We start from the raw sequence: 26092 nt of genomic DNA, 5'->3' as shown, positions 1-26092 counted from the left end.
TTACAACGAGTAAAAAGATGAATATAGTTGCCCTTTTTAATGAATTTAAAGCAGTAATTCCTGATTTAAGTAAAGAATGGAAGGACAAATATAGTATGTTTTTAACAGACGAAAATTTGCTTCTTTTTTCAGAAAATCTAGTTACTTTTTACAATCAAAAAACGGAGATTTCGAGATTGCCTTATTTTAATGATGAAATTATAATTTCATTGCAAGACAGTATATTTTACTTTAGTAAAGTTTTGGAAGCTTTAGAAAAGGATTTGAGTCTATTGAAATCAACTATTATTGAGGCTTTAGAAGAAACTCCTTTTGAGATTATTCTGCTTATTTTGGGACAACGGCTGACTTCGGCAAGCAGACGTGACGAAACAGGAATTCCACCTAGAAAAGAGATTCTTTTAGAAAGTTGCTTTCTACCTTTCAACACCGAAATATCTATCGCTGCAAGAGCTTGGGAAAAACATGTGGGCAGAAAAAAAGATAGTATATTTGGAACAATAAAGGGCAATAGTAGCCAAAAACAACAAGCCGTAGAAAAATTGATAAATTATATCATAAACCATAAAACATGGTGGAACGTATTTTATCATTATAAACATGATTTGGTATACGAAATTAGAGTAGAAAACGGACAAGGAATGCGTTGGTCATCTGATGGAAAACGATTCATAGGATTTTTAGAAGACTTTTTAGAAGAGTAAAATGGAAGAAAATAAAAATTATGCTTTTAGCGATGAAGAATGGAAAACTTGTATTAAGGTTTTAAAGACTTTGAAAGAAGCTCCGTTTGAAAATCCTGATAACGATTTGTTTGCTGGTTTGATTACTAAAATTCATAAAAATGCAAAAAAGAATATCCGTAGTACGAGTTATAGTTCTAAAAAGCAGGAAGATCTTCAAACAAGTCTAAATGCTGAACTGGTATCAAAAGCTTTAAACGGAGAAACATTATTTTCGGAAAAAGAAAATCCAAACGAGCAGCAGTTTACAGCATTAAATCTGCCTAAAAATTGTTACTGTTGCAACCAATCGTATAAATTGGCACATAGTTTTTATACAAGACTTTGTCCGGAATGTGCAGAAGAAAATTATGAAAAGCGTTTTCAGAATATAGATTTAAAAGGACGAAATGTAATTTTAACCGGTGGTCGGGTAAAAGTTGGGTTTGCAACAGCTTTAAGGCTATTACGAAATAATGCCAATGTGGTGCTTACAACACGTTTTCCTGCTTTGGCGTTAGAACAATTTAGTCAGGAAAATGATTTCGAACAATGGAAAGATAATCTGATTATCTATGGTTTAGATCTAAGAAATCTCAATGCTATACATGAGTTTGTATCTTTTTATAAATCTAAATTTAAAAGTTTAGACATTTTGATAAACAACGCAGCACAAACAATAAAATACCCAGACGAATATTATTTGCCTTTAGTTAAAAAAGAAGACAAATTACTTGGGGAATTCATATCAAATCTAAATTTAATTTCAAATCAAACAGCGATTGGTAAAGAGATAAAAGCTTTAGAATATGGCTTGGAAGAAAAAACCGAAATAGCGCTCACACGTTTTGGACAACCTGTAGACAATCGCGAAAAAACAAGTTGGAATTCGACTTTGGAGGAGATTAGTATGTATGAATTGGTTGAGGTTAATTTGATTAATCAGATTGCGCCTTACCTTTTAATAAAAGAATTAAAACCATTGTTCTTAAATTCAGATTTTAAGGAACGTTTTATTGTAAATGTGACATCATCAGAAGGGATTTTTAGTTATACCAACAAAACCATTTTTCATCCGCATACCAATATGACAAAGGCAGCGCTAAATATGATGACGCTAACTTCTGCCAAAGAATTTGCTGATGATTCTGTTTTTATGACCAGTGTAGATGTTGGTTGGATTTCGACAGGAGCCAAAGAAAGTCTGCGAAAGAAACAATTTGAAGAAGGGTATATTCCGCCATTAGATTCTGTAGATGGCGCAAGCAGAATTTTTGATCCAATAGTACAAGGAATCAAAGGAAAAAGTATATTTGGAGTCTTATTGAAAAACTACAAAGTTTCTCAATGGTAAAATACGGGATAGTAGTTTAACTGGAAAAACAATTGCTGCCACTGTGGTAGTTTTGGGTTCGAGTCCCAATTGTCCCACTAAGGTGTTAGCTCAATTGGAAGAGCGTCTGTTTGCTAAACAGGAGGATGCAGGTTCGAGTCCTTGCACACCTTTTTTTGTTTTAAAACTTAAAAACTTTACTTCATAGTGCCTTCGTAGAAAATCATACAAAGGTGTTAGCTCAATTGGAAGAGCTCTTGCCCATCAAGCAAGCGGTTGCGGGTTCGAGTCCATGCACACCTTTGTTTTTTAGAATCAAAGAAACTTCTAGAAATGCTAAAAGCTTTTTTGTATTAAAATAAATCACACTATTTTTTGAAGCTTAAAATCTAGAGAGAGTAAAGAATGAACTTACATAAATTCTTTTCTCATTTTTGAATAGGCTCCTGTACCTAATAAATCTCACGCAAAGTCGCTAAGTCGCCAAGTTTACGTGTAAAATCTTTGCGCTTTTGCGTCTTTGCGAGAAAACAATTAACCATAATTAGCTCAAAAAGGCTTAACTTAATGACATTGAGCTAAAGCAGAAGGCGATTCAATATTTTAAAATCAATATATTTTAGAAACTAATTTGGTTTTACATTTAAGCGAATTTATTATAATGATTTGTGGTTTTTTATTTGTTAATTTGGAATTGTATTACATCTAATAAGTGCCAAAAAAGCATTTAAATTTAAATATTTTAACAGATAAAAGATAGATTAATTAATGAGTTTTAAATCAGTATATTATAATAGCAGTAAAATAATTCTTCTTGTGTTTGTTGTTTTAGCATTTTCATGTAAAAAAGAAGTTAAAACAAAACACAAAAAAATCACTAAGGATACCATTTCGGCTGTAGAACCTGAAGAGGAAAAAGTAATTCCGACCGAAATAGAAAGCAAATTTTTAAAAAGACTTATAAACGAAGAAATTGGCAGCCAGAAATATGAAGAAATGCAAATAAACGAATCGCCTTATTATGTTTCATTTGCTAATGATGGCGATCCTTATACAGTTTCATTCTCGATTTTTGAAAAAGGAGATTTTAATAATGACGGAATCATTGATTATGTAATTAACAGATCATCTGAAGGAATGTTGGGAGGAAATGCAAACACAAATCGAGATTTTATTTTTTATATTATGAAAGATGAAATTAAGGAGAAAGAATCGCATAGTATTCTTGGATATGCACCTTTTTCTTATAATATAATTGATGAAGCAAATTTTATTGGTAATAAATTTAAAATTAAGGTTTCACAAAATTTCAGAACGTATTCTAATTCTGTAGAAAATTTAAAATCGGCTTCATTATCATTTATATACAAGAATGGTAATTTATATGAAGAATCGTATTTGTCGAGTTGCAAAGTTGCAAAATTAAAATCTAAAACCATTTTTAATGATATTCCTGGAGTAGAAACGCGTACCAGAAGTATTGAAATACATAATTATACCGAAACTATCTTTGAACTATACAAGAAGAATGATACCATAATTAATGCAAGTGTAGGAGGTTGCGATAATTTAATGTTAGAGTTTAATGCGTTTTATAAAGTAGATCCGGATATAATAAACGATACTGAATTTAGAGAAGAAACTGCCATGCAATTTTTAGAATTCTTAGCTAAGAATACGCAGTTTTCAAAAGAAATTAATGTTGCAATAAACTATTATGAAAACAATGCCATAACCGATAAATACATCGAAAAAATAAAAGGGTATGGATTTAGGATTTTTATTCGAAAAAATAAGGAAGACAAAGAGGAATTAGAAATTTCAGTTCAAATTGATAAATTAGATAATCCATATCAAAAAGAGAATTGGGAAATTACAACACGCAATAAAACTGCTCCACCTGATGATGAAGATTATTGATTATATGATGGCAAAGAATAAAACTTAAAAATTTTGTGTTTTAGTCTCGATAGCTATCGGGGGATGGTGGCAAAAAAATTAGGCTTTAAATCAGATATTTGTACTTGGTTTGAAGGCTATTTGGGTTAATTATATTGCTTAAGAGTTATTATATGAAAATTTTTAAATAATTAGCAAAATGTTACGCGCCTTTGATTAAAGTAATTTTAGTAAAAAAGAAAAATTAAGACGAAAAGTATCTATAGTCAAAAGAAGATTATTGAGGAGTGAAGTTTGTTTTGTGAGAAACGATTTAAAAGTAAAACATGAGTATAAAAAAATTACATATTTTTTCAAAAAATACAGATGCTTTTGCATCACAGAGAGGATATAATTATCAGACGTTGAAAACTCTTGAAACATGGGTTAATAATTTTTCAGAAAATATTGAAGAAGATATTTTTTGTGAATATGAGGAAGATATATTTCAAAAAAATAATCTAAATGATAGTATTAAATTTAGACAAATTAAGCTTTATTCAAGTAATTTTTCATTTAAAAGTGATGAGATAAAAAAATGTATTTCACATTTTTTTATGCTTCATATAAAAACTGAATATAATTCTTTTGATAAAGAATTTATATTTGAAACTAATTCAGAAATAGCAAGAGTTCATTTAAATAATGAAGCAGATTTATTAAAAGAATGGTTCGAAAATCAAAATAATTTAAGTGAAGAACAAACAAAAAGAATTGCAGTTAAAGTTAAAGATATTGTCACCAAATATGTAGAGGAACAAGAAAAAAATATAACAAAAGATAATAATAAAGAAATTGTTAATGAAGCGGTAGCTTTATTTAATACAATAGAGGAATCTTTTTGGATTGAATTTATTAAATTGATAAAGTGGAAGTTTCTTGGAGAAACATCGAACATTGAATTTGAAAACGCCAAATCCAGAACAGAACAACTATTATATAAATTAGATTATAAAATAACAGGGGATAATATACAGCAAGTATTTGGAGTCTTGCTTGAAAGAGTATTTACAAAAGCTTCTCAAGAAAAATCAGAGGATAGAAAATTAACAACAAATGAACTTGATTTATTAATACTTGATGTTGGAAACAAAGAAGATAAGTGGTATTCTGAAAAGTATGCATATTATAGTAAAATTGGAAAGATAGAAGAGTTTAGGATTGGAGAGTTTTATGAAATAATAGATTTAGTTAATTATTGTCGAAGAAAGAAATATTTGATTAGGCATAAAATCAATTGGAATCTTCTTTTGGGTTTTTATATAAATAATGAAGAAATAGATGAAACTTATGTAAGAAAAGCAATTTATGAATGTATTTTTTTAAATAGTGAATCTCATGAAATCGATTATGATAACTTAAATGATAGAGATCGTTTAAAAGGAAATTTATCAGGTATAGAAGATCGAATAAGGTATTATTTTCAAGATTTCTCATCTTTTAAGAGTACAAATGAATTAGAAAAAGCTCAAAATATTTTAAATATTTTATTACCATATATATACAATGAGAAAACAAATATCTCAAAAGATGAGTTTAAAATATGGAATGATTTATTTTATGAAGAGATTTGTAAAAGGTTACTTGAAGTGCAAGACAATAGTGAAAAATGTCATTTATTGGAAGAAAAAGGTAATTTTCTACTTTTAAGAAATTCTAGTGGAAATGAATTTGATTTTATAGAATGTTTTGAAGAGATTTTAAAAATTATTGATGTTTCTCCATTGTATAAAATTTCCCAATTTGGTGACAGAATAAATAAATATATTAAAATTTTTATCAATATTGATCCGATTGATCAAAAAGGAATTATTAATTCATTAGAGACTTTTTCTGAAAAACTTTACCCTTATGTTGAAAAACGTGAAGGAAAAAGTAGAGTGGCTAAACAACAAGTAGAAAAAGGAATTTCATTTTTGAAGACAAATACCTCATATGGATTGTTAAAAGCATTGGAGAATTTCCATAAAGCTAAAGATAATTATCAACAAGAAGATACGATTGAAGGATTTATATTGGCGTTATTAAATATTTCTAATCTGTATAATAATATTGGAATGTACTTAGCTGGTAAGTACTACGCACTGAGTGTGTTTAGAATAAGTATTAATAAAGAATTCATTAAATATATAGAAAAAAGCTTAGGTCTAATGTTTCACTCTGATTATAAACAGGGTTCTTGGTTCAATGCGATTGATATTTACGATAAGTATATTTATTTACGGAATCAATCAAATTTAGTAGTAGCAAATTATGAAGAGGAAGGAAAGATAAATCAAAGATTATCCTTTATATTATATTCAATAAAGAAAATGTCATCACAATTTAATTATTTTATTGATGATTATATTAAATATCTTGATTATATAGGTGATGAAATTGTTAAGCCAATATTTAATCACTTAGATATAGAATTAGATAATGATGAAAAATTTGGCAAATTTTTAGAAAACAACTTTGACGATGTACCTTTAAATGATGTGGGAAAACAAAGGATAATTTCATTTTATGCTTTAGGGAGTTTATGGGAGATTATTTTTGATAATAATCATTATATGTTATCTATAGCGGAAGAATATATTGCAACGATTCAAATCATTTTAGCAGAAATTTCATTGTTTAATATGGATTTTCATTTTATAAAGAGTAAAGTAAATATAGAATTAATAATTTCTGAAAATGATGATTTTCCAATTTTAGAACCTTCAAATGAAAGTATTAATTGGAAAGTACATGTTCATTATTTCGACAGTTCAAATGCATTAGAATCTAATAAACATATTATTTTTAATTTAATGTCTTTACATATTATTTTAGATAGTATTAGCTTATTGGAAAAAGAAGAATTCCAAGAATTGTTTTTCGAATTTATTAAAGAAAGAGATTTACACAGTAAACAGACTTCCATCAATTTATATCAAAGAATTCATAGAGATATTTATTTAGAAGAAGATTTTAACTTTTCTCAAAGAGAAAATTTTCAAAAAGAAGATTTTGAAATGACTTTTTTAAAAGAAAATAAAGTTATGCAATGGAATGATTCTATAAGTTCTAAATATAATCAAGAATTTGCAATTGAAGCAATAAAAAATAGATTTGAAAATACATATATATCTACTTATAAAACGTTAGAAGATTTAAAAGAAAATAAAAATTTTCATCACTTGATCAATGATTTAAGAAGAGAGGGGTGGAAGGATTGGCAAATAATTACAAATATTCATAATTTTATTATAAATTATAAAATAAATAAATTTGAAAAAAGTAAGTTTATTGATGAAGAAGAAGTTTTGAAAAATTTTCAGGAAATGTATATAAAATATTGTGAAATAGATGAGAAGGATCGCTATGTAAAGTTCCCTTTAGAAGCATTTAAAACAGTAGAATTTTTAAATCAATTTGAAATAAGCTTTGGTTCTATCATACAGACATATGGTTTGGAATTTAAATCTATAACACCAAATTTTAAAGCAATAAAAGAATTTTTAGATGTCAAGTTTAATTTTATAAATGATGATTATAATGAAAATAATCCGTTGAAAGATATTAAATTTGAGTAAATGATTATTTTAAATCTTCAATATTACTCTGCGAAGTCTATCAAGTTTGTGGCAACAACTATAGACAAACAAACGATTCTAAATTAGTAAAAGGCTATTAGTAATAATCTGAATTCCAATAAACAAAAAAATGCGCAATGGGAATTGCGCATTTTATATATAATCTTGAAAATAAAATATTATTTCCCTTTCAGCAACTTCTCTAAATATTCAACCTTTTCTTTTTCAGCCTGAACCAAACGTTCGTAAAGCTCGACAACTTTATCAAGAGGATTGAAATTACAAGTATTTCCAGTTCCTTGAGGACCATTATTAGAACTGGTATCGTAATAAGTGTTGAAATAATTAAAAACAGATTCTTCCGAGAAATTTTCAATAGCTTCTACAGTAACGCCAAGTGCTTTTGCAATTTCTAAAAGTTTTTTAGAATCAACTTCTTCGCTTCCTTCAATTCCGGAAATAGCTTGTTGGTTTGAACCAATTGCCATTGCAAGTGCTTCTTGTTTCATCCCTCGAAGCTCTCTTATTCGGCTTATATTTCTGCCAATATGTTTTGGTTTTGCTGCTGTGCTCATAATTCAAAGGTATTTAAAATTCTTTAAAAAAATACTTAACGGTAAAAAACATGACAGATTTGATAAAATACTCTTCGGTTGTTTTTTTGTACTGTGTAAATATATGCTTTTTCTTACTTTGATTAATGAGGTATTTTTCGATTCTGGAAAACTTAGGAGATGATTTTTCTTACCTAAACCTTCTTTAAATTAACTCGATTTTCACTACAAAACAGGTGTTTATACGCTGTTTTTTATTTTCAAATAGCTCTAAATTTGATTATAATATCAAATAATTAATGTTGGGTACTAACTTGAGTTTAGAAATGGAAAGACGGAATAAAATCATATTAGTATTTTCTTTTTTGTTCGTTAGTACATTTTTGTTTTCTCAAGATGAAAGATTAATTATTGGGAGAACAACGGGAAAGTTGGTTATTAATAGCAATTTAAAAATAAGAACCTTTGGCTTTGCAAACTCGCTTTCGGGACAAGTTACTTTACCAGGATCTTATATTGATGTAAAGGAAGGTGATAGTGTAAATATCGATTTTTGGAATATTTCTCAAGGTAATCCTGTCTCATTGTATTGTAAGGAAATTGAATTCTTGCAACGGAATAAGGAAAAGGAGGTAATGACGAAGAAAGAACCGGTTCATCATATGGAACACGGTTTTTATTCTTTTCAGGCCAAAAAAGCAGGAACATATCTTTATTATAGTCCAGAAAATTATCCTTTTAATCTTCAGGCAGGTATGTTTGGAGTAATTGTTATACGCCCAAAAGAAACAGATAACGCAGCGGTTAAACTTCTGAATGAGCTACTCTGGTGTAGTTACGAAATAGATACTAAATGGCATACTGATGCTATTATGGGAACAGAATATGATGCTACAAATAAGCCAATAATTCTTCCCGACTATAAGCCTAATTACTTTTTTATTAATGGCGAAATAGCCGCGAAAAATAAAGGATTACAATCGATAAAAGATAAGAAAGAAGCAGTTTTTGTTCGTTTGGTTAATGCTGGATTATACCTTCATGAAATTGTGTTTCCGGCGCATACAAAACTTAAGTTAATCTCAGGAAAAGAGACTAATATAACAGGATTGTCAGATGGATATAAAGTACAGCTTCATCCGGGAGAATGTCTTGAATTAGTCGCTTCTCTAGAAAACGTAGGAGAGAAAGAAGCTATTATGTATCATTTTATAGATCCGATTTCTAAAAAGGAGTATTACAAGGCTATTATTCCAGCTTTTTATTAAAATGTAAAACAGTTAATCATGAAAAAAATAGTCTTCTATTTTATTTTTCTTCTTTCTTTTTCCCTTTCGTTTGCGCAAAACAAACCGACTTTTTCTGTGGTTGGTAATGGAATAAATAAGGAAAGTTTATTGAAAAATAAGCGATTAGATCTTTCGAAAATTAAAGTTGAAAATATCTCTAATAAACCCATATATCTTGTTTGGGAAACAGTCTCGAATACATTTCCTAAAGAATGGGATTGTTCTATGTGCCAGCATGGAGCTTGCCAAATAGGAATTCCAAAAGGATCTGCTTTTAGTAAGCTAAATCCGGATCAGCAAGGTTTTATTGCAATTCATGTTATTCCTGTAAACAAGATAGGTAACGGAACCGTAAAATTTAAAATTTATGACAAAGCAAACCCTAAGTACGCTAAGATTTTAACCTTTGAAGTCGAAGTACTTTAATGCAAATAAGCAATTTAATATTCACCCTAAAACTATCAAAATGAAGAAAATTACTAACCTATTTTTAATTATCCTGATTACAGGACTATCCTATGGTCAGAGTAAAGCCAATGCGAAATATACGCGTTGGAATGTTAATACGCCCGAAGGAAAAGAAAATCTTAAGGCAATGAATATCGCTTTTGAAAAAATGCGTGAATTAGGCTGTGAGAACGGTATTTCCTGGTATTACCAAGGCGCAATACATAGTGTTCCGGATTCAATTTATGGAAATAATAAACTTTGCCCAAAGTATCAAACTATTAACGATAAATTATGGGCATGGGCAGATTGTACACATAATGGATCTGAAAATGCTGCTTTAAATTTTCTTTTGTGGCATAGAATGTACATTTGGTATTTAGAAAAAATTGTTCGCGAATTATCAGGGAAAGCTGATTTTGCCCTTCCATATTGGAATTACGGAAGCACTCAAACGGTAGATAACATTATGGCAGAACCTATAAGAGATAAATCGGGTTCTTTGTATACAGCAGCGAGGTATAGTATTCTTAACAATGGTAAACCAATACTTCCTAATCAGGTTAATGACATTCAGTTGGCACTTAAAGAATTGCAAAAAAATCCTTCTTTTAGCGGAAATGGTGGATTTACTAAAAGTTTAGAGCGCGCACCTCATGGTTATATGCACAATCTTATAGGTGGGGTATATGCAGTACCAAGTGAAACTTATTATAATGAAATATTCCAGACAGATACTTCAGGGTTGATGGCAAATGTTGAATCAGCTGGATTTGATCCCGTTTTTTGGCTACACCATAGTATGGTCGATCGTATTTGGGAATCTTGGGATGTATCAGAATATGGCCAGCGCCCAACATTAGCAGAGTTAGAAGCTAAGCCTTGGCCTTATGAGTTTATTACTCCTAATGGCAAGCGTGTTACTTATACGATGAAGGAAGTTTACGATATCGTTTTTAACTTAGATTATAAATATGATACTTTGCTTTATGGATCTAAAACTCCAGTTGTAGCGGCAAATGAAACGAAAGGAAAGACTAAAATTTCATTTCAGGATGCTAAAGAGGAAGTTATTTGGGAACAGAAAGTAGGTAAGGTACTTGAGCCAACTGGTTTTACTCAGAAAGTAACTAGTAAATTGGCAAAAAGTACAAATAAAGCTTTTAAAAGTGTTAATTCTAAAATACTGCTAAATCTGGATGTAGTAGTTTACAAAGAACCTAAAGATTATTATACTGTTTACCTTCGTTATCCTGGAAAGGCGGATATATATGTTGGAACAATGACTTTCTTTGGGATTGCCCACGATCACGGAATGAATAAGAATCACTCTAAAGCTGAAAGCGGAATTAAACTTAATTTTGCCTATTATATTTCGGATAATTTATTAGATAATGATAAAGATTTTGAAGTTATTATAAAAAAGAGTGGAGGTGGAGATGCTAAAGTAACACTAGAAAAAATTAGTGTAGTAAAAGCCAACTAAGACTAAAGCTAAAAAAGTAAAAAATCGCCCCGTTTATCAGGGCGATTTTTTTATAAGAGTAAAAATCTAATTCTTTAAGAAATAGTCATTTTTACGCCTAGAATATGTTTGCAAATACCTCTTTTGCCTTGATACGCAGTAAACCAATCGCAAGTACATCTTTGGTTTGCTCCTTCGATAATTACTTTGTGTATTACGCCCGAACCTTTTACTTTGGCTTCGATATAATCGGCTCTGCGCTCTACGATTTCTATATCCTCATTATCTATTAATTTTTTAGCATTTTTTAGCCTTGGATTTAAAGATAAAATACGCTCAGTTTTAAAAGGAAGACGACGGTAAAAATGCGCTTTTTCGCTTAAATCATAACCCAATAATCCCATCGACGATAAATTAGAAGTTAGATTATCCATAGTTCCAAAATCAATATCATTCTCGATAGAAAGCATAGTTGGGTCAAAAGTTTCATTCGATTTTAATAAACTGTTTAAACCATAAACCCATTCTATAGGTAAGTTTTCGGTCATGGTTTCGAGAACATTTCCTTCGCCCGAAAATCCGCGGTACGAATCGGGAGAAAAAGCCATTAATAACTGCATTTTTCCAAATTCCGAAACTATAGCACAAGTTTGTTTATCCGAAGATTCATAGATATAAATTTTATCTACAATAGCCAGAATTCCTTCTAATAATCGCAAACGTTGTACGCCGCCAATACGTACACTATCATTTGTAGCCAGAGTCGAGAACATAAATTTCCCCGCTCTTTTGGTAATGTAAAAATCTCCTTTTACGCTTCCTTTTGGTAAACTTTGAAATAACTGAATGGTTTGTATTTTATTCAGTTCATATTTCACATCCATATCGGCAAGATAAAGCTGCACACTTGTTAAGCCTTTTATCCATCGCATTGGCAAGGTTACTTTCTTTTCGGTAACTTTTGCTTTGGTAGTAATAACTTGTACTTCTTGCTGACCAACGGCAAGAGTTACTTTTTCATTTTTTTGAATAGCGTTAAGCGCATTCAGCATAGGATCATTAAAATCGACATTGGTAGTTCCGTTGGCAATAAATTCTCCATCTATAGCTTCGGGTTTCATATCTAATCGTACATAAACACCATTGCAGGACGAAAATCCTTCAAAACGCAATCGTTCAGCTCCCGCCGATACAATTGGATCACGAAGACTTGGCGGAACAGGACCAAAACTAGAACGAACAACTTTGGCAATCGTACTCCAGCATTTTGCGGTAACATAAGGATCTGTCAAATTTCCCCAAAAAAAGCATGGGATATTATTTACTTCTTCAATTTCGGTTTGATGTGCCAAAACCAAATTATTGATTCCTTTGGTTTTACTATACGTCGAAATTCCTTTATAATTATATTCTAAATCTGTCATTTTTCTTTATTTTAAAATTTGCTTAATCAATGATTTAAGCGAAGCATTATCCTTCCATTGTTCAAAGAAAACAATTGCTTTTGGCGATGGTTTTTGGTTTGTTTTGGTTAATACATCAAGATAGTTTTCGACCATTTTCTTGAAGTTTGTTGGTAATTTATCGTTTAGATCCAGATTATCAAAAAAGGAATTAAACAACTTCAGTAATGCACTATTATGTAATGGCGAAACATCTTTTATGGCAATTAAACCATCGACCAATCGTAAGAACACGCCATATTTTCCAGAGGTAAGGAAAGCCAGTTTCTGAGCAAATAATTCGATATCTATAGTTTGTTTATCAACCAGATTAATCAAAACTTCAGAAGCCATTAATCGGATGTCTTTCTTTTCCTGAAGGAAACTACAAGCATATAAAAGCAATGTAGTATCTGAAAGCTGAAATTCAGGACGATTTATAATATCCAGAAAACCTTTTAAGTCTGGTTTCGATCCATCGCCAGTGGCACAATTATGCAATAATGTTATAGCGAGAGCATCTGCATTTTGTGGCGTTAAGCTATGCCAATAATAGGTGTTTCCTGCCGAATTGAGTAAATAATCCCAACTATTTGGTCGCTGATATATATCTAAACTGTACAATAAATAATTTGGAATTTTGGAGTAATTAGGTAAGTCAAATCGTAATTCGTACCAAGATGGTGTTCTTACTTTTTCTTTGGTTTTGTAATCAACCCATTCGTTCCATTTTTCTTTAAACGCTACTTTAGGTATAAATGGAGAAACTACAAATGGAACTTCTTTTAAATATGTGTTTTCAAATTCCGTAAAAGTATCATTAGGATAATGAGTTCTTGCCGCAACCGCCCAAAGAGATAAAAATCCCGTTTCTTTGGTAGTTTTCCCCATTGTTGCCAATGCTTTTGATAATAAAGATTCAGAACTTAGATTTATTTTTTCGTTTACTCCCAAACAAAAAGATAACAACTCTTTTAGTTCTCCTTCTATTTTATCCAATAACGGAATGGCACTTTCGATATTTTCCCTTGGCATTCTAGAGATTGCAATACTTAAATCTAGTAAATCAATTTCTTCATTGGTATTTTGGTATGCAATAACTCTTTCTAATAAAACATTTGGTGCAACCCAATACGGTTTATGAGTTGGGAAAGAGAGTAGTGGCAAAACCGAATTGTCATCAATTTTTCGTTGTACTTTATTCAGCAACGATTGCATTAATAACAGCGTATTTATTTTGGAATAATGTTTATGCTTACCATTGAATTTAGTTTCGATGTTTAAAATTTTTTCCATCAAAAATGACTTTGCGAAATCCTTGTGCACACTTTCAAAATAGCTTTTTTGTAACTGTTTAAAGTATGGTTGCAATTGTGCCGAATAATCAGATGGGAATAAATCCCTTTGCATGATATATACGTTCAATAAAATTTCGGTGTCGATAATTTCCTCAGAACCAATGAAATTTCCAAACTGAAATAAAATATCATTCCAATCATTAGGCAGTTGAACTTCCTCGATAAGTAAAGCTTCTTTCTTTGGCTCAAATTTATAATCTTCCTGATCTGCGTCGTCAATAATTAAGGCATCATCATCTAGAAATTTACTCAATCCCGATTTGATATTACCTTGCATTAAAGTCACGTAAGAAGATAATTTCTCTTTAAGAACAGCATCTTTTTCGGTAGCAATTTTTATAATAATCTTGCTCGCTCGTTCTTGCAAAGCCAAATCAGCGATTACAAAAACATCGGCTATAATCGGCGTAATGGTTTTGTTAAGCTTAGGATTCGATTTATTTATTTTTTCTAAAATGGGTAACACACTTTTTATGGCAGCTTTGCAATCGCTTCGCATCATTAAAGGTTCTAACCATTCAAAAAAAGATTTGGTTTTAAATTTTGGATGTTCGTATATCTTCTTAACAAGTTCGATTCCGTAACTTGTTATCGGCGGATAAGCATTATGTAAAAAAGAGAAAATATTTTCCTGATAAATAATAAGTTCATCTGCAGTAACATTAAACTCTTCTATCCTTTTTCTGAAAAAAGATTTCAGGTTATTATTCCATTCTTTGGTTTGAATCAGGATAGCATTTTCGATAAAGAAAGCGCGATCCATTTTTTTATCGTCTATTAAAGATTTGTAGATAATAGCCCAAGTCTGGAACTCATCATAACTTTGAGAATCATTATCTCTAAAGAAACTATTATGAAGAGTCGTTTCATAATTAAACAATTCCGGAATATCCCTTTGGTAGGTTAATTTATCATTTAATGTATTATCAATGAATTTTCGAGTCTTCATCTTTGCGCGCCATTCATTAGTTGCCGCCAGAGTTAATGCATATAATTCAGGATTAAATGGTAATAAATCGTGCTCTTCTAGTTTGCGCAGCGTATGATAATTAAAATTAACCCAGTCTTGTCTTTTTATCTTGTCTAGAATAAAAGTTTCCAGCCAGTTGGGTTTTGCCCATAATAAAACATCCAGAACCTGTTTCTTTTCGTCTGTTTCGTCTAGTAAATTTAAAGCTTCATCCCAGGAATTTATATCGGTTTTATCAAATAAAGCAATAGCACTTAGCGTGATAATCTCTTTTTGTTTCTCATCTCCACGAGTTCCCCAATTAGATCCCCAATTGTTATTGGTTTTATTTCTCTTAAGGAATTCAGGATCATTAGATAAGTCGGTATAGGTCATCCAATAGCGCTTACTTTTCTTGATGTGCTTTTTTATAGCTTCGATATAACCTTTTGATTTCTCCTGAAGGAAAGGCAATAATAAATCAATGTTTTTAGATTTTATAATAGTGTCATATTCTTCTAAAATAGCATCAGAATTGGAGCTTTTTGCCGTTTTTGGCTTTGAAGCTACAGTAACGTCGCCGTTTTCTGAATATCCTTTTTTTATTTTTTCATCCAATAATTTTTTCGCAACTCTCAGGCATTCTTCATCTGTAGCAAAACTTTTTGTTTGGGATGTTCCGGAAGTTCCGTTTTTACCATAAGTTACTGCAAATTCAAATCCTGTAACTTCTATTTGCCAAAACTTATCGGAATTTCCATCTATGTATTTTAGGTGTTTTTTCATGCTATTTTATTGACTTGTATTTATAGATTCTTGTATTTGTATTCTCTCAAAAATATAAAATTAATAGAGCATAAAAGGTGTTTTTAAGTGAAAATTTTGGTTAAAATTGTTAGGTGAATGATAAATATTTCAGGACTAATTATATAGATTTATTTAATTATATTAATAAAAGACCTACATTTGCCCTCGAAATGAAAATAAAGAATCTACATATCAACCTGTCTTTAAAACAAAATAGCGACCGTTTAGAGGGATTTTACCCTGCTAAAGGCTATGGATGTGGTATGTATTTTATAGAATTGAAGTGTAAATTGTAGTTTCTAATTCAACATAAAAATATAAAAGCGTCCTAATCGGGACGCTTTTTTTGTTTTATAGGTATTTCTCCTGTGCCGAAAATTCGGAATCAGGATGCCTAATATGAAAATTTGAGTAACCTAGAGTGACATAAAAGGATAAAAAATAAACGTTAACTAAAAAAAAATAAAAAAATAAAGCATCAAATGTTTAATGATTAAACCTAATAGCGAAATATAATCTTGAGAAGTAATCTAATGAGAGACAGTCATTTGATACAATTAAGGATCTGCTTAAGTAAGCGGACAGGGATTTTTATGGATTGTTTTAAGGTTTAACTATTTGATTATCAGTAAAATAAATTAAAAAATGATTTGGATAATTGATTTTTTAGACTTTATCTTTGCCGAAGAAAATTTGGAAAACGAATTTCTAATAATAACAATGATTTCAATATATAATACAATACACAAAATGGATTTCAAACATCACACATATAACGTAGAACTGCTAAACCCGAGATTTGATCTTGGATTTATTACAATACAGGTGCATAGATACTGGCAATAGGATAGGTATATCTTATTGAATCTTATGAAGCACCTTTAATCGGGTGCTTTTTTTATGCCCAAAAATTAAATGATTTTGTATTTCAATTGGTAGAAGGGAGGTTAATTAACCTTGAATGAAGGTTCGAATCCTTCCAAAATTACAAGTGTTCTCTAGAAGGAACTGGCTCATTGGGGTTACTGGCTAACCTTCCCGACTGTCTCTCGGGAGAAACGGGTTCGACTCCCGTATGAGCCGCTAATTTTTTTTGAAGATTTAAAGGTCTAAAGGTGCAGAGGTTCAAAGGCTCAAAGGAAAAGAGGTTCAAAGGTTTTAAAAATTTGCGACTTTGCGAGGGATTGATAAAGAGTTTTGTGCCTTAGTTCAGAATGTAAAAATGGTGTTTTTAGTTTATTTGGTAAAACCTCGGGCTGTGAATCCGAAGAACAGGGTTCGATCCCCGAAAACACCCAAAATAACTGAGAAGATAACGGTGGTTGTTTACCCGCCTTGGACGCGGGAGGTCGTAGGTTCGAATCCTACTTCTCAGACTTTTTTTTTAAGGTTGAAAGGTTCAAAGTGGCAAAGGCGCAGAGGTTCAAAGGTTTTAAAACTTGGTGACTTGGCATCTTTGCGAGGGATTGATAAAGAGTTTTTTGCCTTAGTGGGAGAATACAAAAATGGTGTTTTTAGTTTATTTGGTAAAACCTCGGGCTGTGAATCCGAAGAACAGGGTTCGATTCCCGAAAACACCCAAAATAACTGAGAAGATAACGGTGGTTGTTTACCCGCCTTGGACGCGGGAGGTCGTAGGTTCGAATCCTACTTCTCAGACTTTTTTTTTAAGGTTGAAAGGTTCAAAGTGGCAAAGGCGCAGAGGTTCAAAGGCTTTAAAACTTAGCGAGAGTTTGATAAAGTATAATATTATTTTCTCGCAAAGACGCAGAGACGCAAAGAAAAAAGAATAAAATTAAGTTTTTAACCTTGATTACATTAAGATAAAAACAATTATGCAGGAATGGCGGAATGGTATACGCGGCTGACTTAGAATCAGTATTCTGAGAGTTCGAATCTCTCTTCCTGTACAAATAAAAGAATTGATACTGTTTAAACTAAATGTCTTTAAGGCAAATTAAAATAATATAAGATGAAAAAGATAAGTACACTATTTACAAAAGACCCGAATGATTTAGGACGGGTAATTGATAAAATTAATGCAGAAAATAAATGGGTTATAAATGGTGATGCCATTGCAACCAGAAAATTTGATGGTACAGCAGTCGCCATTATAAATGGAGAATTGTTTAAAAGATTTGATGCAAAAAAAGGTAGAGCAATTCCTGTAGATGCTATTCCGTGTCAGGATGCAGATTTAATTTCTGGACATCATCCGCATTGGTTAAAATGCAATCGCTCAAAATCTGAAGATAAATTTTTCTTTGAAGGTTTTGATAATTTGAAAACTAAAACGGATGGTACTTACGAATTATGTGGACCCAAAGTTCAGGGGAATCCTGAGAAATTAGAGCGACATACTTTAATTAAACACGGTAGTGAAGTGTTTGATTTTTCAAGTTTTGCATTTGATGATTTAAGAGAATTCTTGTCAGAGAATGATATTGAGGGTATTGTCTTTCATCATATTTCAGATGGCAGAATGTGCAAATTAAGAAAATCTGATTTTGGTATAAAACGATTAAAATTAGAAGAAGCTTAAAGAGTTTTGTCGCGAAGGAACAAAGGTTCAAAGGGACTGAGGTTCAAAGGGACAAAGGAACAAAGATTTTAAAACTTTGCGTTTTTGCGACTTTGCGAGAGATTGACAAAGTGTTGTTAAAGATAAGATAGCGAGCAATTTTCACGCAAAGACGCAAAGTCGCAAGAGAAAATTGAATAAACTTAGTGTCTTTGAGTCTTAGTGGTAGATTAAAAAAATAAATTATAAACAAGACTAAATTATTAAAATCATGAAACAAAATTACAATAGAATTGCTTTAGTAGGTATTGAACAAGAAGAATATGATACTATAAAAGCAAGTTACTCAGGACATATTATCTGGCATCAGTCTATACCAAAAATTATAGTAAAAGAGGAAGTCCTTTATATGGAAAAGGCAAATGGTATAGGTATGTTGCCAGTAGATAAAGTAGTCTATTATGGTATTTATGATAATGATTTTGATTTTATTTCTGGTTTAGCAATCTGGAAAGGTGCTTGTTATCCTAATGCTGCTGCTATGCTTGATTGTCGATTTAAAATTCCTTGTTTGGTTAAAGCTTTATCTCTTTCAAGATTTAGCGCACCTCGAGGATTTATAAGTGCAGGAGCTTCAATACTTCAATAAATGTAACAGAAGATACTGTTGCTAAATGGGGAAATTGGCATTGTGGCGAAAACAAACATCGTTTTACAGGAGAATGGGAAAGTGAGTTTACAGCAACTACTGAACCTTATTATGAGGGCGAAGCTGTTCGTATTATGATGATTGGCGATACGTATTGGCAAATTAAACTAGAAGGTGATACTTGGTTAAAATCTATTCATCCTGATAATGCTGGTTTTATGACTGTAGATCCTGATTTGCTTGCAGATACTTTGCATATTAAAAACACTTTGCAAATGGATATGATTGGGAATGATTATATCGTAGCAAAAGATGGTTCTAAATATTTGTTAGAAGTAAATCATATTCCTAATATAACACGATTTGAGGAAGTAAGACAAGCCTATTTGGAAACTATTATGGAATGGATAAAATAAGAATTTTACACTGCGCAGAATAGTTGCGTAGTATGATTTGAATATTTGCTCAAGAAATAAAAACACGTTCTTTTAAATAAAATAAATAAAGAAAACCATAGACATAATTGTTTATGGTTTTAAAAAATATCAAACGAGTCTTGTTGCGTGTTTCTGTATAGCACCATTGTAGAGAACTTTTCGCGGAAGCGTATTATGTTTTTCTATGCAACTTGATTTGGAGGTTTTGATGGTTTTCCAAAAAACTATCTCACTCTATAAGTCATGGGTTCGAATCCCATTCGCAGTAATGTGATAGTTCAGTTGGTTAGAACAATAGAAAGCTGCAGGTTCGAATCCTGCGCCGAATTCAGATTCGGTTGGACGATTGGTATGTCAACAGACTTTTATCTGTGTTTAGAGCGCATCACTCTTAAAAAGATGCATAGCCAAAGAAAACTGATTTGTCTTTGTCTGTAAAACTAGGATTGCAAAGTCCAAAATTTTACACTCACGATAAAACCAGTGCGAACAGAAATGTATTTTGAAAAACTCGTTTTCTTTTCGGTTTGATTGTTTGAGTGATTTTTTTAGAATTTAGAATCACTTTCACAAAACAGAATCGCAAAACAATTGGAGTAAACAAACCACAAACTATTCGTCCGTTTTTCTCGGAGGAGAGAGACAATGAAGTTTTTTTATTTAGAGAATAGAGAATAGAGAATAGAGAATAGAGAATAGAGAATAGAGAATAGATGTAAGAGAATAGAGGAATGAAGTTAGAAGCAAGAGAATAGAGAAAAGATGATTTATAGAGATTAAAGAAAAGTGAAATAGAAGAAATCATTTTAATCTGTGGCAAGAGAATTTAACCGCAAAGATCGCAAGGATTTACGCAAAGGGCACAAAGTTTTAAAATTCGAGCTGATTCGAGCAATTCGTGGCTGCTTTTTTAAAATCAGTCTAATCTTTTTATCTGTGGCAAAAACAAATAGTAAAAAAAATATTAAAGATATATAGTGATGATAAATAGAATTAAAATTAATGCATACCAAGTAGGGTTGGTATTTGAGAACAGAAAATTGGTTAAGGTATTAGAAGATGGTTCTCATTGGATTTTGGGTAATAAAAATGTTATGATTTATGATATGGGATTGATGTTTCAGGCGCCATACGAATTGAATATATTATTGCAAAATGAAGCATTAGCTTCTATGTTAGAAATTGTTGAGGTTGCCGATAACGAAATTGTATTGCAATTTGTAAACGGTAATTTTAAAGAAGTTTTAACCGCTGGTAGATATGCTTTTTGGAAAGGTGTTGTAAAAAATGAATTTACTAAAGTAGATTTATCTAAAATTTATATCACCGAAAATATTCCAATGAATTTATTGGAGAATGCAAAATTGAGGTTGTATGCAAGAAAATTTATTGTTGCCAGCAATGATAAAGCATTGTTGTTTGTTAACGGAACTTTTACAACCGAATTAAGAGCAGGAACTCATTATTTTTGGAACAATGCAATTACTATCGAAGTAAAAACGGTTGATGCAAGACAACAACATGTTGAAATTTCAGGACAGGAATTATTAACGAAAGACAAAGCAGGATTGAGAATTAATTTCTTTGTGAGATACCAAGTTGTTGATATCATGAAAGCTTTGGTAGATAATAAAGACTTTGAAAAACAATTATATGTTGCCATGCAATTAGCTTTAAGAGCATTTGTAGGAGGTTTAACTTTGGATGAGTTGTTGGCTAAAAAAGATACAATTGCTGATGCTATTTTGGGCGAAGTAACGACTAAAATAAATGAGTTAGGATTGATGATTTCTGATGCTGGAATACGAGATGTAATCTTACCAGGTGATATGAAAGAAATCATGAATCAGGTTTTGGTTGCCGAGAAAAAAGCACAGGCCAATAGTATTATGCGAAGAGAAGAAACTGCAGCAACAAGAAGCTTGTTAAACACTGCAAAGTTGATGGAAGAAAACGAGATGTTGTGGAAATTGAAAGAGATGGAATATGTGGAGAAAATTGCTGATAAGATTGGAGAAATTACCATTTCTGGCAGCGGAAACGTCATAGGTCAATTGAAGGAAATCTTCGTTAAATAAGAAAAACCTACTAGCAAAAATAGCTAGTAGGTTTTAGTATGAAATTATGAATAAAATTAAAAATGAATCAAAAAATATTTTTTACGTCTGATCAACATTTTGGTCATACAAATATAATTAGGTTTAGTGAACGCCCATTTGCTTCGGTTGAAGAAATGGATGCTGAACTCATTAAACGATGGAATGAAAAAGTAAGTCCCAGAGATGTTGTTTATCATTTAGGTGATATTTCTTTAGAGAGATCAGAACGAGTAAAAGAGACTTTAGACCAATTAAATGGTTCTATTTTTCTGGTAAAAGGAAATCACGATAAATCGGCTTTGAGTTATCCCAAGCGATTTGAATGGATTAAAGATTACTATGAATTAGGTGTTCCAGATGAAGATGCACCAAATGGCAGGCAAAAAATAATCCTGTTTCACTATGCTATGAAAGTATGGAAAAGCTCTTTTAGAGGAACATGGCATTTATACGGTCACTCTCATGGTAACTTGCCAGATGATCCAACATCCCGCTCTTTTGATGTGGGTGTTGATTGTCATAATTATGAACCTCTTTCTTATGATGAGGTAAAAGCTATCATGATGAAGAAGGAATGGAAAGCGCCTTTTGGCGAAAGAGAAATTTAATTAATATAAAAAAGCTGATAATTTTTTATACCACATAGAGACATAGAATTTTATTTTTAAAAGAAGAGAGTTTAAGATAGCTATATTTCTTTCGCATAGTAACTATGCGTATTTAAAATAAGTGAAACGTCTATTTTTAGGTTAAACAAAACTATGCTTCTATGTGTTAGAAAATTATACGCAATATTTAAAAAAAGAAAAAATGAAAACTACAGATAAAATTATTATCATAGATTTAGAAGCCACGTGTTGGCAAGGTGAAGTCCCGAAAGGGCAGCAAAATGAGATTATTGAAATTGGATTAGCCGTATTAGATTCCCAAACAGGAACGATTACTAAAAATCAGGGTATTTTAATAAAACCCCAACGCTCCAGTGTGAGTCCGTTTTGTACAGAATTAACGACCATTACTCAGGATTTACTGGATAAAAATGGAGTAAGTTTTGAAGAAGCGATTGAAAAATTAGCAGACGAATATCAACCCGATTTATATACTTGGGCAAGTTACGGTCAGTACGATCTTAATATGCTTAAAAAACAATGTAGGTCATTTGGTGTTCCATACCCAATGGGAGAGGAGCATATTAATGTAAAAGTCCATTTTGCGGAGAAATTCGGTTTACAAAAGCCAACCGGAATGAATGGTGCTTTGCAATTATTGAATATTCCGTTAGAAGGAACCCATCACCGAGGAGTAGATGATGCAAAGAATATCGCTAAAATTTTGCATTGGTGTTTGCATAATTAAAAAGACACGATGTTATGCATTAAATAAAAAAACCACGAATAGTACATTCGTGGTTTTTCCGTTTAATTGAGTTAATCTAGGTTTATGAATTGATATGAAATTAGTTTTTAATTATTTTCTTGGTCGTTACAGTTCCGTTGTTTGATACAAACTGAACAACATAAATTCCAGGAATTTGATTGGCTATATTCACACTAAATTCTTTTTTCTTGCTCGTTTTTTCTTGGAAAACAGCAACGTTATGAATGTTAGTTATTCTTAAAGTTCCTTGTTCCTCACTATTAATGCTAATTTTAAATATTCCATTAGTAGGATTAGGATAAATTGTAATTATTCGGGATTCGGCAGTTTCAGTTGCTAGAGCCGTATTTGGTTTAGTGTTTGGTTTGCCTTCTCTTACAAGTGCAAAACGTTCACCACCTTCAAGTTCCCCTTTTAGAGCATCTTCCTGAATAAAATCTACAGTAATTTGTTCATCGGCAGGTAAGACAGTTGCAACTCTAAAATCGAATGCTATTGCAAAAGTTTCTTCTAGATCGATAGGTAAATTTGCAATTGCTGATTCTCTGGATTTTATCAGAATTTTATTTTTGCCAATAATCTCAACAGCTTTAAAAGAATTATTTGCCTGAGCTCTTTCAAATAATTTATCATCTAGTGTAGCTTCTATTACTCCGCCTAAATCAAAGAAGTTATTTTTTAATTGCTCATTAAAGCCCTTATCTATAAATCTTAGATTTACAACATTAGATCTTATACCTCTCACCAATACTGTTGTAGGAGGAACAATATCTGTTGTATTTAAGTTGTAAACGCTTAAATTTTTCCAGGCAATATTATTGTTAGCTTTAGTATTTACACCTATACCTACACCAGTTAATTCGCTAAACATAGGATCATTTGGAGATTCTATTCTTGCAGCCAGACAGAAATGATGTTGGTCTGAAGGGTATAATGCTGGATTTGGCGGATACCAAGGAACCATCACAATAGTATTACCTCCGGCAGGAATAGACGGAATACTTACTTCGCCTATTTCATCTCCATATTTTAGAGCACCAATACTATAGTTTACAAAATTAGTAGGCCAGGTTAATCCAGAAGAAGCTTTGGCAAAATACAATCTTACTTTTGCAGATGCACTTGTATTAGTACTTCTATTATAAACTCTCATATAAACCCCGTTTGGAGAAGATAATTTAAATTCAGGATTTTCATGTACAAGTCCAGCATCGATATTTTGTCTTACCCAGATATCATCGCTTATCCACATAGGACCTGAGTCAGGGTTTGGTTGTACACCAGTGTCAAAAGATCTGTCTTTTATGTACAGATCGGTAGTAGGCAATGCAATTCCGGTAACAATTACCGAATATTTTTGCAAAGCGTTTACCAATGTTCCTTTATGAGTAATGGTAATGGTATAAATACCAGCAGCCCCATTAATATTAATACGCTCAAAAGGATCTTTGGTATTATCACCTAATCCATTTGTTGTAGCCGATGTAAGTCTGTAAGGTAAAAAAGTAGTTCCATTACTAACACGTATATCTAAGTCATTAACTAATCTAGCTGTGCTAAGATTTGGTGTGCTGCCAGAGTAGGCTACCCCCGCAGGATCTGTCCATGATATAGAAGCAATAAGCGGATTTATCCCATCAGAAACTACTTTAAAACTATAACTAGATCCTGTAGGTAAAGTATGCTCTTGAATAATTGAGTTCGTTCCGTTTTTGGTAATTGTTTCGGCAGCAAATTTTGCGTTTAGTAAACCCCAGCCAAAGATAGCATCAGGGCCTGCAGTTCCTGCATCATCTGCTGTATGGAGCGCCAAACCTTTTAGCGTTGCTGCACGCATAAAATTATTTGTAATGTTTTTATAATGTTGCTGCAACAAGAGCAAAGTTCCTGTAACGTTTGGAGCCGCCATAGAAGTTCCTGTAGCATTACCATAACTACTGTTTGTTAATGGTGTAGGTGTCGAAGTAAGTGTAGCTGTAGAATATACGGAAGTTCCGTTTCCTGTTATGTCTGGCTTTATTCTTAAATCATCTGTAGGGCCTTGACTGCTCGAAGTGTTGATAGTTACACTCGTAAGCACTCCTGTTGCACTTATAACGGCATCATTTGCATTAGCAATAACCAGATTATTTTTGGCAGTCGAGAATCCTGTAAGTTTATCATAACCTGCACCTCCCAAAGGACTTGGGTTTGCAGTATTATCCGTTCCATCATTACCAGCAGATTTTACCTGTAAGTAATATGGAGCATTAAACATTAGATTATCCCAATCTCTTGCAACAGTTTGGTAAGATCCAAATTGCCATGGAGCTATTAAAACTGCTCCTGTAGATGGATTTCTTGTGCCCCAGCCGTAAGAATGATTAGATAATAACATTCCGTTTGTTGCAGCTGCTGTCGCTTCGGGTAAATCACTATTCCATTCATTGGTTTTTGCATTTGCCTGATTGGCCATACCTTTTGCGGCAGCAACAGCTCCTGCAGCTACAATAGTACCTGTAACATGATTTGCATGTTGGCTATTGTTGCCTGCGCCAATAACTGTAACACCATCCAGAATAGAAACTCTTCCTCCAAACTCATTGTGCGTAGGAAGCGTAGCTCCACCATCCCAAACATAAGCAGTCATGGTTTGTCCGTTAAGATTGAGTCCTAAACCGCCACCAGAGTTCAAAAAGTTTGCTCGGGTAGACTTGGCTGCATTTACGTTGTCGGGAGTATAATAAATAGGAGATTTTCCATCAGGGCTAATATCTATCAATTCGCTGGTTGTTCCATCTTTGTTGGTAAAAGTTGTGCTCCAACCATTGGTTCTTGCTGTGCTTAAGATTCTTTGTTTTTTTTGCTCAGCTTCAGATCTAAATTTTTGACTTAACGATTCTAATTCAGTTACATTCGAGTTAGATCGAATTACTTCTATGTCTTTTTGCGTTTGCGAGTAGGTAATTCCGCATACACAAAATAGAGCAATTTTGTATAAATTTTTCATATAGTTTGATTTGGGGGTTAATCACTTTTTTATAATCTATTGTATTTAAGAATAGAATTTGGGGGACTTTTGTCATTAATCATTCCTGTAAACTCATAAAATAAGGTTGGTTTCATTTTCATAATTTTTAGTTTTAATAGGTTATTAAATAGACTT

General features: G+C 31.8%; 17 protein-coding genes and 10 tRNA genes. 23 read left to right on the top strand and 4 right to left on the bottom strand.

Annotation, left to right across the window (positions count from 1 at the left end; translation table 11 throughout):
* The first annotated feature begins 17 nt into the window (after positions 1-17).
* The 7 genes from IW20_RS16040 to IW20_RS16010 all read left to right on the top strand — a co-directional run bounded on the left by IW20_RS16040 (position 18) and on the right by IW20_RS16010 (position 7553).
* On the top strand, positions 18-704 hold the full coding sequence (locus tag IW20_RS16040; protein WP_051885812.1) for a hypothetical protein: 687 nt from the start codon (positions 18-20) through the stop codon (positions 702-704).
* Between the two features lies 1 nt (position 705).
* Positions 706-2076: an SDR family NAD(P)-dependent oxidoreductase gene (locus IW20_RS16035; RefSeq protein ID WP_035624474.1), complete on the top strand. Its 1371-nt coding sequence runs from the start codon at positions 706-708 to the stop codon at positions 2074-2076.
* Between the two features lie 5 nt (positions 2077-2081).
* A tRNA-OTHER gene (locus IW20_RS16030) sits at positions 2082-2153 on the top strand.
* Between the two features lie 2 nt (positions 2154-2155).
* Positions 2156-2229, top strand: a tRNA-Ser gene (locus IW20_RS16025).
* Between the two features lie 56 nt (positions 2230-2285).
* Positions 2286-2359, top strand: a tRNA-Asp gene (locus tag IW20_RS16020).
* A gap of 464 nt (positions 2360-2823) precedes the next feature.
* Complete coding sequence (locus IW20_RS16015) at positions 2824-3975, top strand: hypothetical protein (RefSeq protein WP_035624470.1); 1152 nt, start codon at positions 2824-2826, stop codon at positions 3973-3975.
* Positions 3976-4280: 305 nt separating this feature from the next.
* Positions 4281-7553: a hypothetical protein gene (locus IW20_RS16010; protein WP_035624465.1), complete on the top strand. Its 3273-nt coding sequence runs from the start codon at positions 4281-4283 to the stop codon at positions 7551-7553.
* Positions 7554-7732: 179 nt separating this feature from the next.
* Here the strand turns inward: IW20_RS16010 and IW20_RS16005 are convergent, their stop codons facing one another.
* A complete protein-coding gene (locus IW20_RS16005) occupies positions 7733-8128 on the bottom strand; it encodes a helix-turn-helix domain-containing protein (protein WP_035624462.1) in 396 nt (131 codons plus the stop codon).
* Positions 8129-8433: 305 nt separating this feature from the next.
* Here IW20_RS16005 and IW20_RS16000 point away from each other — a divergent pair, with 305 nt between their 5' ends.
* Genes IW20_RS16000 through IW20_RS15990 form a run of 3 tightly spaced genes read left to right on the top strand, consistent with a single transcriptional unit; the run spans position 8434 to position 11329 of the window.
* Positions 8434-9375 carry a multicopper oxidase domain-containing protein gene (locus tag IW20_RS16000; protein WP_240478502.1) on the top strand — a complete coding sequence of 314 codons (942 nt, stop codon included), beginning with the start codon at positions 8434-8436 and terminating at the stop codon, positions 9373-9375.
* An 18-nt stretch (positions 9376-9393) separates the two neighbouring features.
* The gene (locus tag IW20_RS15995; protein WP_035624459.1) at positions 9394-9822 is read left to right on the top strand and encodes a hypothetical protein; all 429 of its coding nucleotides are present in this window, start codon (positions 9394-9396) and stop codon (positions 9820-9822) included.
* Positions 9823-9862: 40 nt separating this feature from the next.
* Positions 9863-11329, top strand: a complete 1467-nt coding sequence (locus IW20_RS15990) for a tyrosinase family protein (protein ID WP_035624455.1) — start codon at positions 9863-9865, stop codon at positions 11327-11329.
* A 74-nt stretch (positions 11330-11403) separates the two neighbouring features.
* On the opposite strand, the gene IW20_RS15985 is transcribed toward IW20_RS15990, so the two are convergent.
* Both IW20_RS15985 and IW20_RS15980 read right to left on the bottom strand, forming a co-directional pair.
* Positions 11404-12732, bottom strand: coding sequence for a hypothetical protein (locus IW20_RS15985; RefSeq protein ID WP_035624452.1), 1329 nt, complete (start codon positions 12730-12732; stop codon positions 11404-11406).
* Positions 12733-12738: 6 nt separating this feature from the next.
* Positions 12739-15843 (bottom strand): DUF6493 family protein, encoded by a 3105-nt coding sequence (locus IW20_RS15980; protein WP_035624449.1) that lies wholly within the window; start codon positions 15841-15843, stop codon positions 12739-12741.
* 938 nt (positions 15844-16781) lie between these two features.
* Between IW20_RS15980 and IW20_RS26370 the strand changes: the two genes are divergently transcribed.
* From IW20_RS26370 to IW20_RS15935, 13 genes are all read left to right on the top strand, one after another.
* Positions 16782-16852: transfer RNA gene (locus IW20_RS26370), tRNA-OTHER, on the top strand.
* 22 nt (positions 16853-16874) lie between these two features.
* Positions 16875-16947: transfer RNA gene (locus tag IW20_RS26365), tRNA-Asp, on the top strand.
* Positions 16948-17089: 142 nt separating this feature from the next.
* Positions 17090-17160: transfer RNA gene (locus IW20_RS15970), tRNA-His, on the top strand.
* An 8-nt stretch (positions 17161-17168) separates the two neighbouring features.
* A tRNA-Pro gene (locus IW20_RS26360) sits at positions 17169-17240 on the top strand.
* Positions 17241-17372: 132 nt separating this feature from the next.
* Positions 17373-17443 (top strand) — tRNA-His (locus tag IW20_RS15965).
* Between the two features lie 8 nt (positions 17444-17451).
* Positions 17452-17523 (top strand) — tRNA-Pro (locus IW20_RS26355).
* A 178-nt stretch (positions 17524-17701) separates the two neighbouring features.
* Positions 17702-17774 (top strand) — tRNA-Leu (locus IW20_RS15960).
* A 62-nt stretch (positions 17775-17836) separates the two neighbouring features.
* Positions 17837-18406 (top strand): RNA ligase 1 family protein, encoded by a 570-nt coding sequence (locus IW20_RS15955; protein ID WP_035624444.1) that lies wholly within the window; start codon positions 17837-17839, stop codon positions 18404-18406.
* A gap of 250 nt (positions 18407-18656) precedes the next feature.
* Positions 18657-19034 (top strand): hypothetical protein, encoded by a 378-nt coding sequence (locus IW20_RS25415; RefSeq protein WP_051885810.1) that lies wholly within the window; start codon positions 18657-18659, stop codon positions 19032-19034.
* Positions 19035-19168: 134 nt separating this feature from the next.
* On the top strand, positions 19169-19450 hold the full coding sequence (locus tag IW20_RS25410; protein ID WP_051885809.1) for an ATP-grasp domain-containing protein: 282 nt from the start codon (positions 19169-19171) through the stop codon (positions 19448-19450).
* Between the two features lie 1001 nt (positions 19451-20451).
* Positions 20452-21549, top strand: a complete 1098-nt coding sequence (locus IW20_RS15945; protein ID WP_035624442.1) for a slipin family protein — start codon at positions 20452-20454, stop codon at positions 21547-21549.
* 62 nt (positions 21550-21611) lie between these two features.
* Positions 21612-22178 (top strand): metallophosphoesterase, encoded by a 567-nt coding sequence (locus IW20_RS15940; protein ID WP_035624439.1) that lies wholly within the window; start codon positions 21612-21614, stop codon positions 22176-22178.
* Between the two features lie 202 nt (positions 22179-22380).
* Positions 22381-22926, top strand: a complete 546-nt coding sequence (locus tag IW20_RS15935) for a 3'-5' exonuclease (protein WP_035624586.1) — start codon at positions 22381-22383, stop codon at positions 22924-22926.
* Between the two features lie 100 nt (positions 22927-23026).
* On the opposite strand, the gene IW20_RS25405 is transcribed toward IW20_RS15935, so the two are convergent.
* The gene (locus IW20_RS25405; RefSeq protein WP_051885808.1) at positions 23027-25936 is read right to left on the bottom strand and encodes a S8 family serine peptidase; all 2910 of its coding nucleotides are present in this window, start codon (positions 25934-25936) and stop codon (positions 23027-23029) included.
* Positions 25937-26092: the final 156 nt, after the last annotated feature.

Origin of the sequence: Flavobacterium hydatis (assembly GCF_000737695.1) — a bacterium.
GTDB classification, from domain to species: domain Bacteria; phylum Bacteroidota; class Bacteroidia; order Flavobacteriales; family Flavobacteriaceae; genus Flavobacterium; species Flavobacterium hydatis.
This window is presented reverse-complemented; position numbering and strand designations above follow the sequence as displayed.

Coding starts and splice junctions, on each gene's coding strand:
- IW20_RS16040 (WP_051885812.1), top strand. CDS start 18: ATGAATATAGTTGCCCTTTTTAATGAATTTAAAGCAGTAATTCCTGAT.
- IW20_RS16035 (WP_035624474.1), top strand. CDS start 706: ATGGAAGAAAATAAAAATTATGCTTTTAGCGATGAAGAATGGAAAACT.
- IW20_RS16015 (WP_035624470.1), top strand. CDS start 2,824: ATGAGTTTTAAATCAGTATATTATAATAGCAGTAAAATAATTCTTCTT.
- IW20_RS16010 (WP_035624465.1), top strand. CDS start 4,281: ATGAGTATAAAAAAATTACATATTTTTTCAAAAAATACAGATGCTTTT.
- IW20_RS16005 (WP_035624462.1), bottom strand. CDS start 8,128: ATGAGCACAGCAGCAAAACCAAAACATATTGGCAGAAATATAAGCCGA.
- IW20_RS16000 (WP_240478502.1), top strand. CDS start 8,434: ATGGAAAGACGGAATAAAATCATATTAGTATTTTCTTTTTTGTTCGTT.
- IW20_RS15995 (WP_035624459.1), top strand. CDS start 9,394: ATGAAAAAAATAGTCTTCTATTTTATTTTTCTTCTTTCTTTTTCCCTT.
- IW20_RS15990 (WP_035624455.1), top strand. CDS start 9,863: ATGAAGAAAATTACTAACCTATTTTTAATTATCCTGATTACAGGACTA.
- IW20_RS15985 (WP_035624452.1), bottom strand. CDS start 12,732: ATGACAGATTTAGAATATAATTATAAAGGAATTTCGACGTATAGTAAA.
- IW20_RS15980 (WP_035624449.1), bottom strand. CDS start 15,843: ATGAAAAAACACCTAAAATACATAGATGGAAATTCCGATAAGTTTTGG.
- IW20_RS15955 (WP_035624444.1), top strand. CDS start 17,837: ATGAAAAAGATAAGTACACTATTTACAAAAGACCCGAATGATTTAGGA.
- IW20_RS25415 (WP_051885810.1), top strand. CDS start 18,657: ATGAAACAAAATTACAATAGAATTGCTTTAGTAGGTATTGAACAAGAA.
- IW20_RS25410 (WP_051885809.1), top strand. CDS start 19,169: ATGATGATTGGCGATACGTATTGGCAAATTAAACTAGAAGGTGATACT.
- IW20_RS15945 (WP_035624442.1), top strand. CDS start 20,452: ATGATAAATAGAATTAAAATTAATGCATACCAAGTAGGGTTGGTATTT.
- IW20_RS15940 (WP_035624439.1), top strand. CDS start 21,612: ATGAATCAAAAAATATTTTTTACGTCTGATCAACATTTTGGTCATACA.
- IW20_RS15935 (WP_035624586.1), top strand. CDS start 22,381: ATGAAAACTACAGATAAAATTATTATCATAGATTTAGAAGCCACGTGT.
- IW20_RS25405 (WP_051885808.1), bottom strand. CDS start 25,936: ATGAAAAATTTATACAAAATTGCTCTATTTTGTGTATGCGGAATTACC.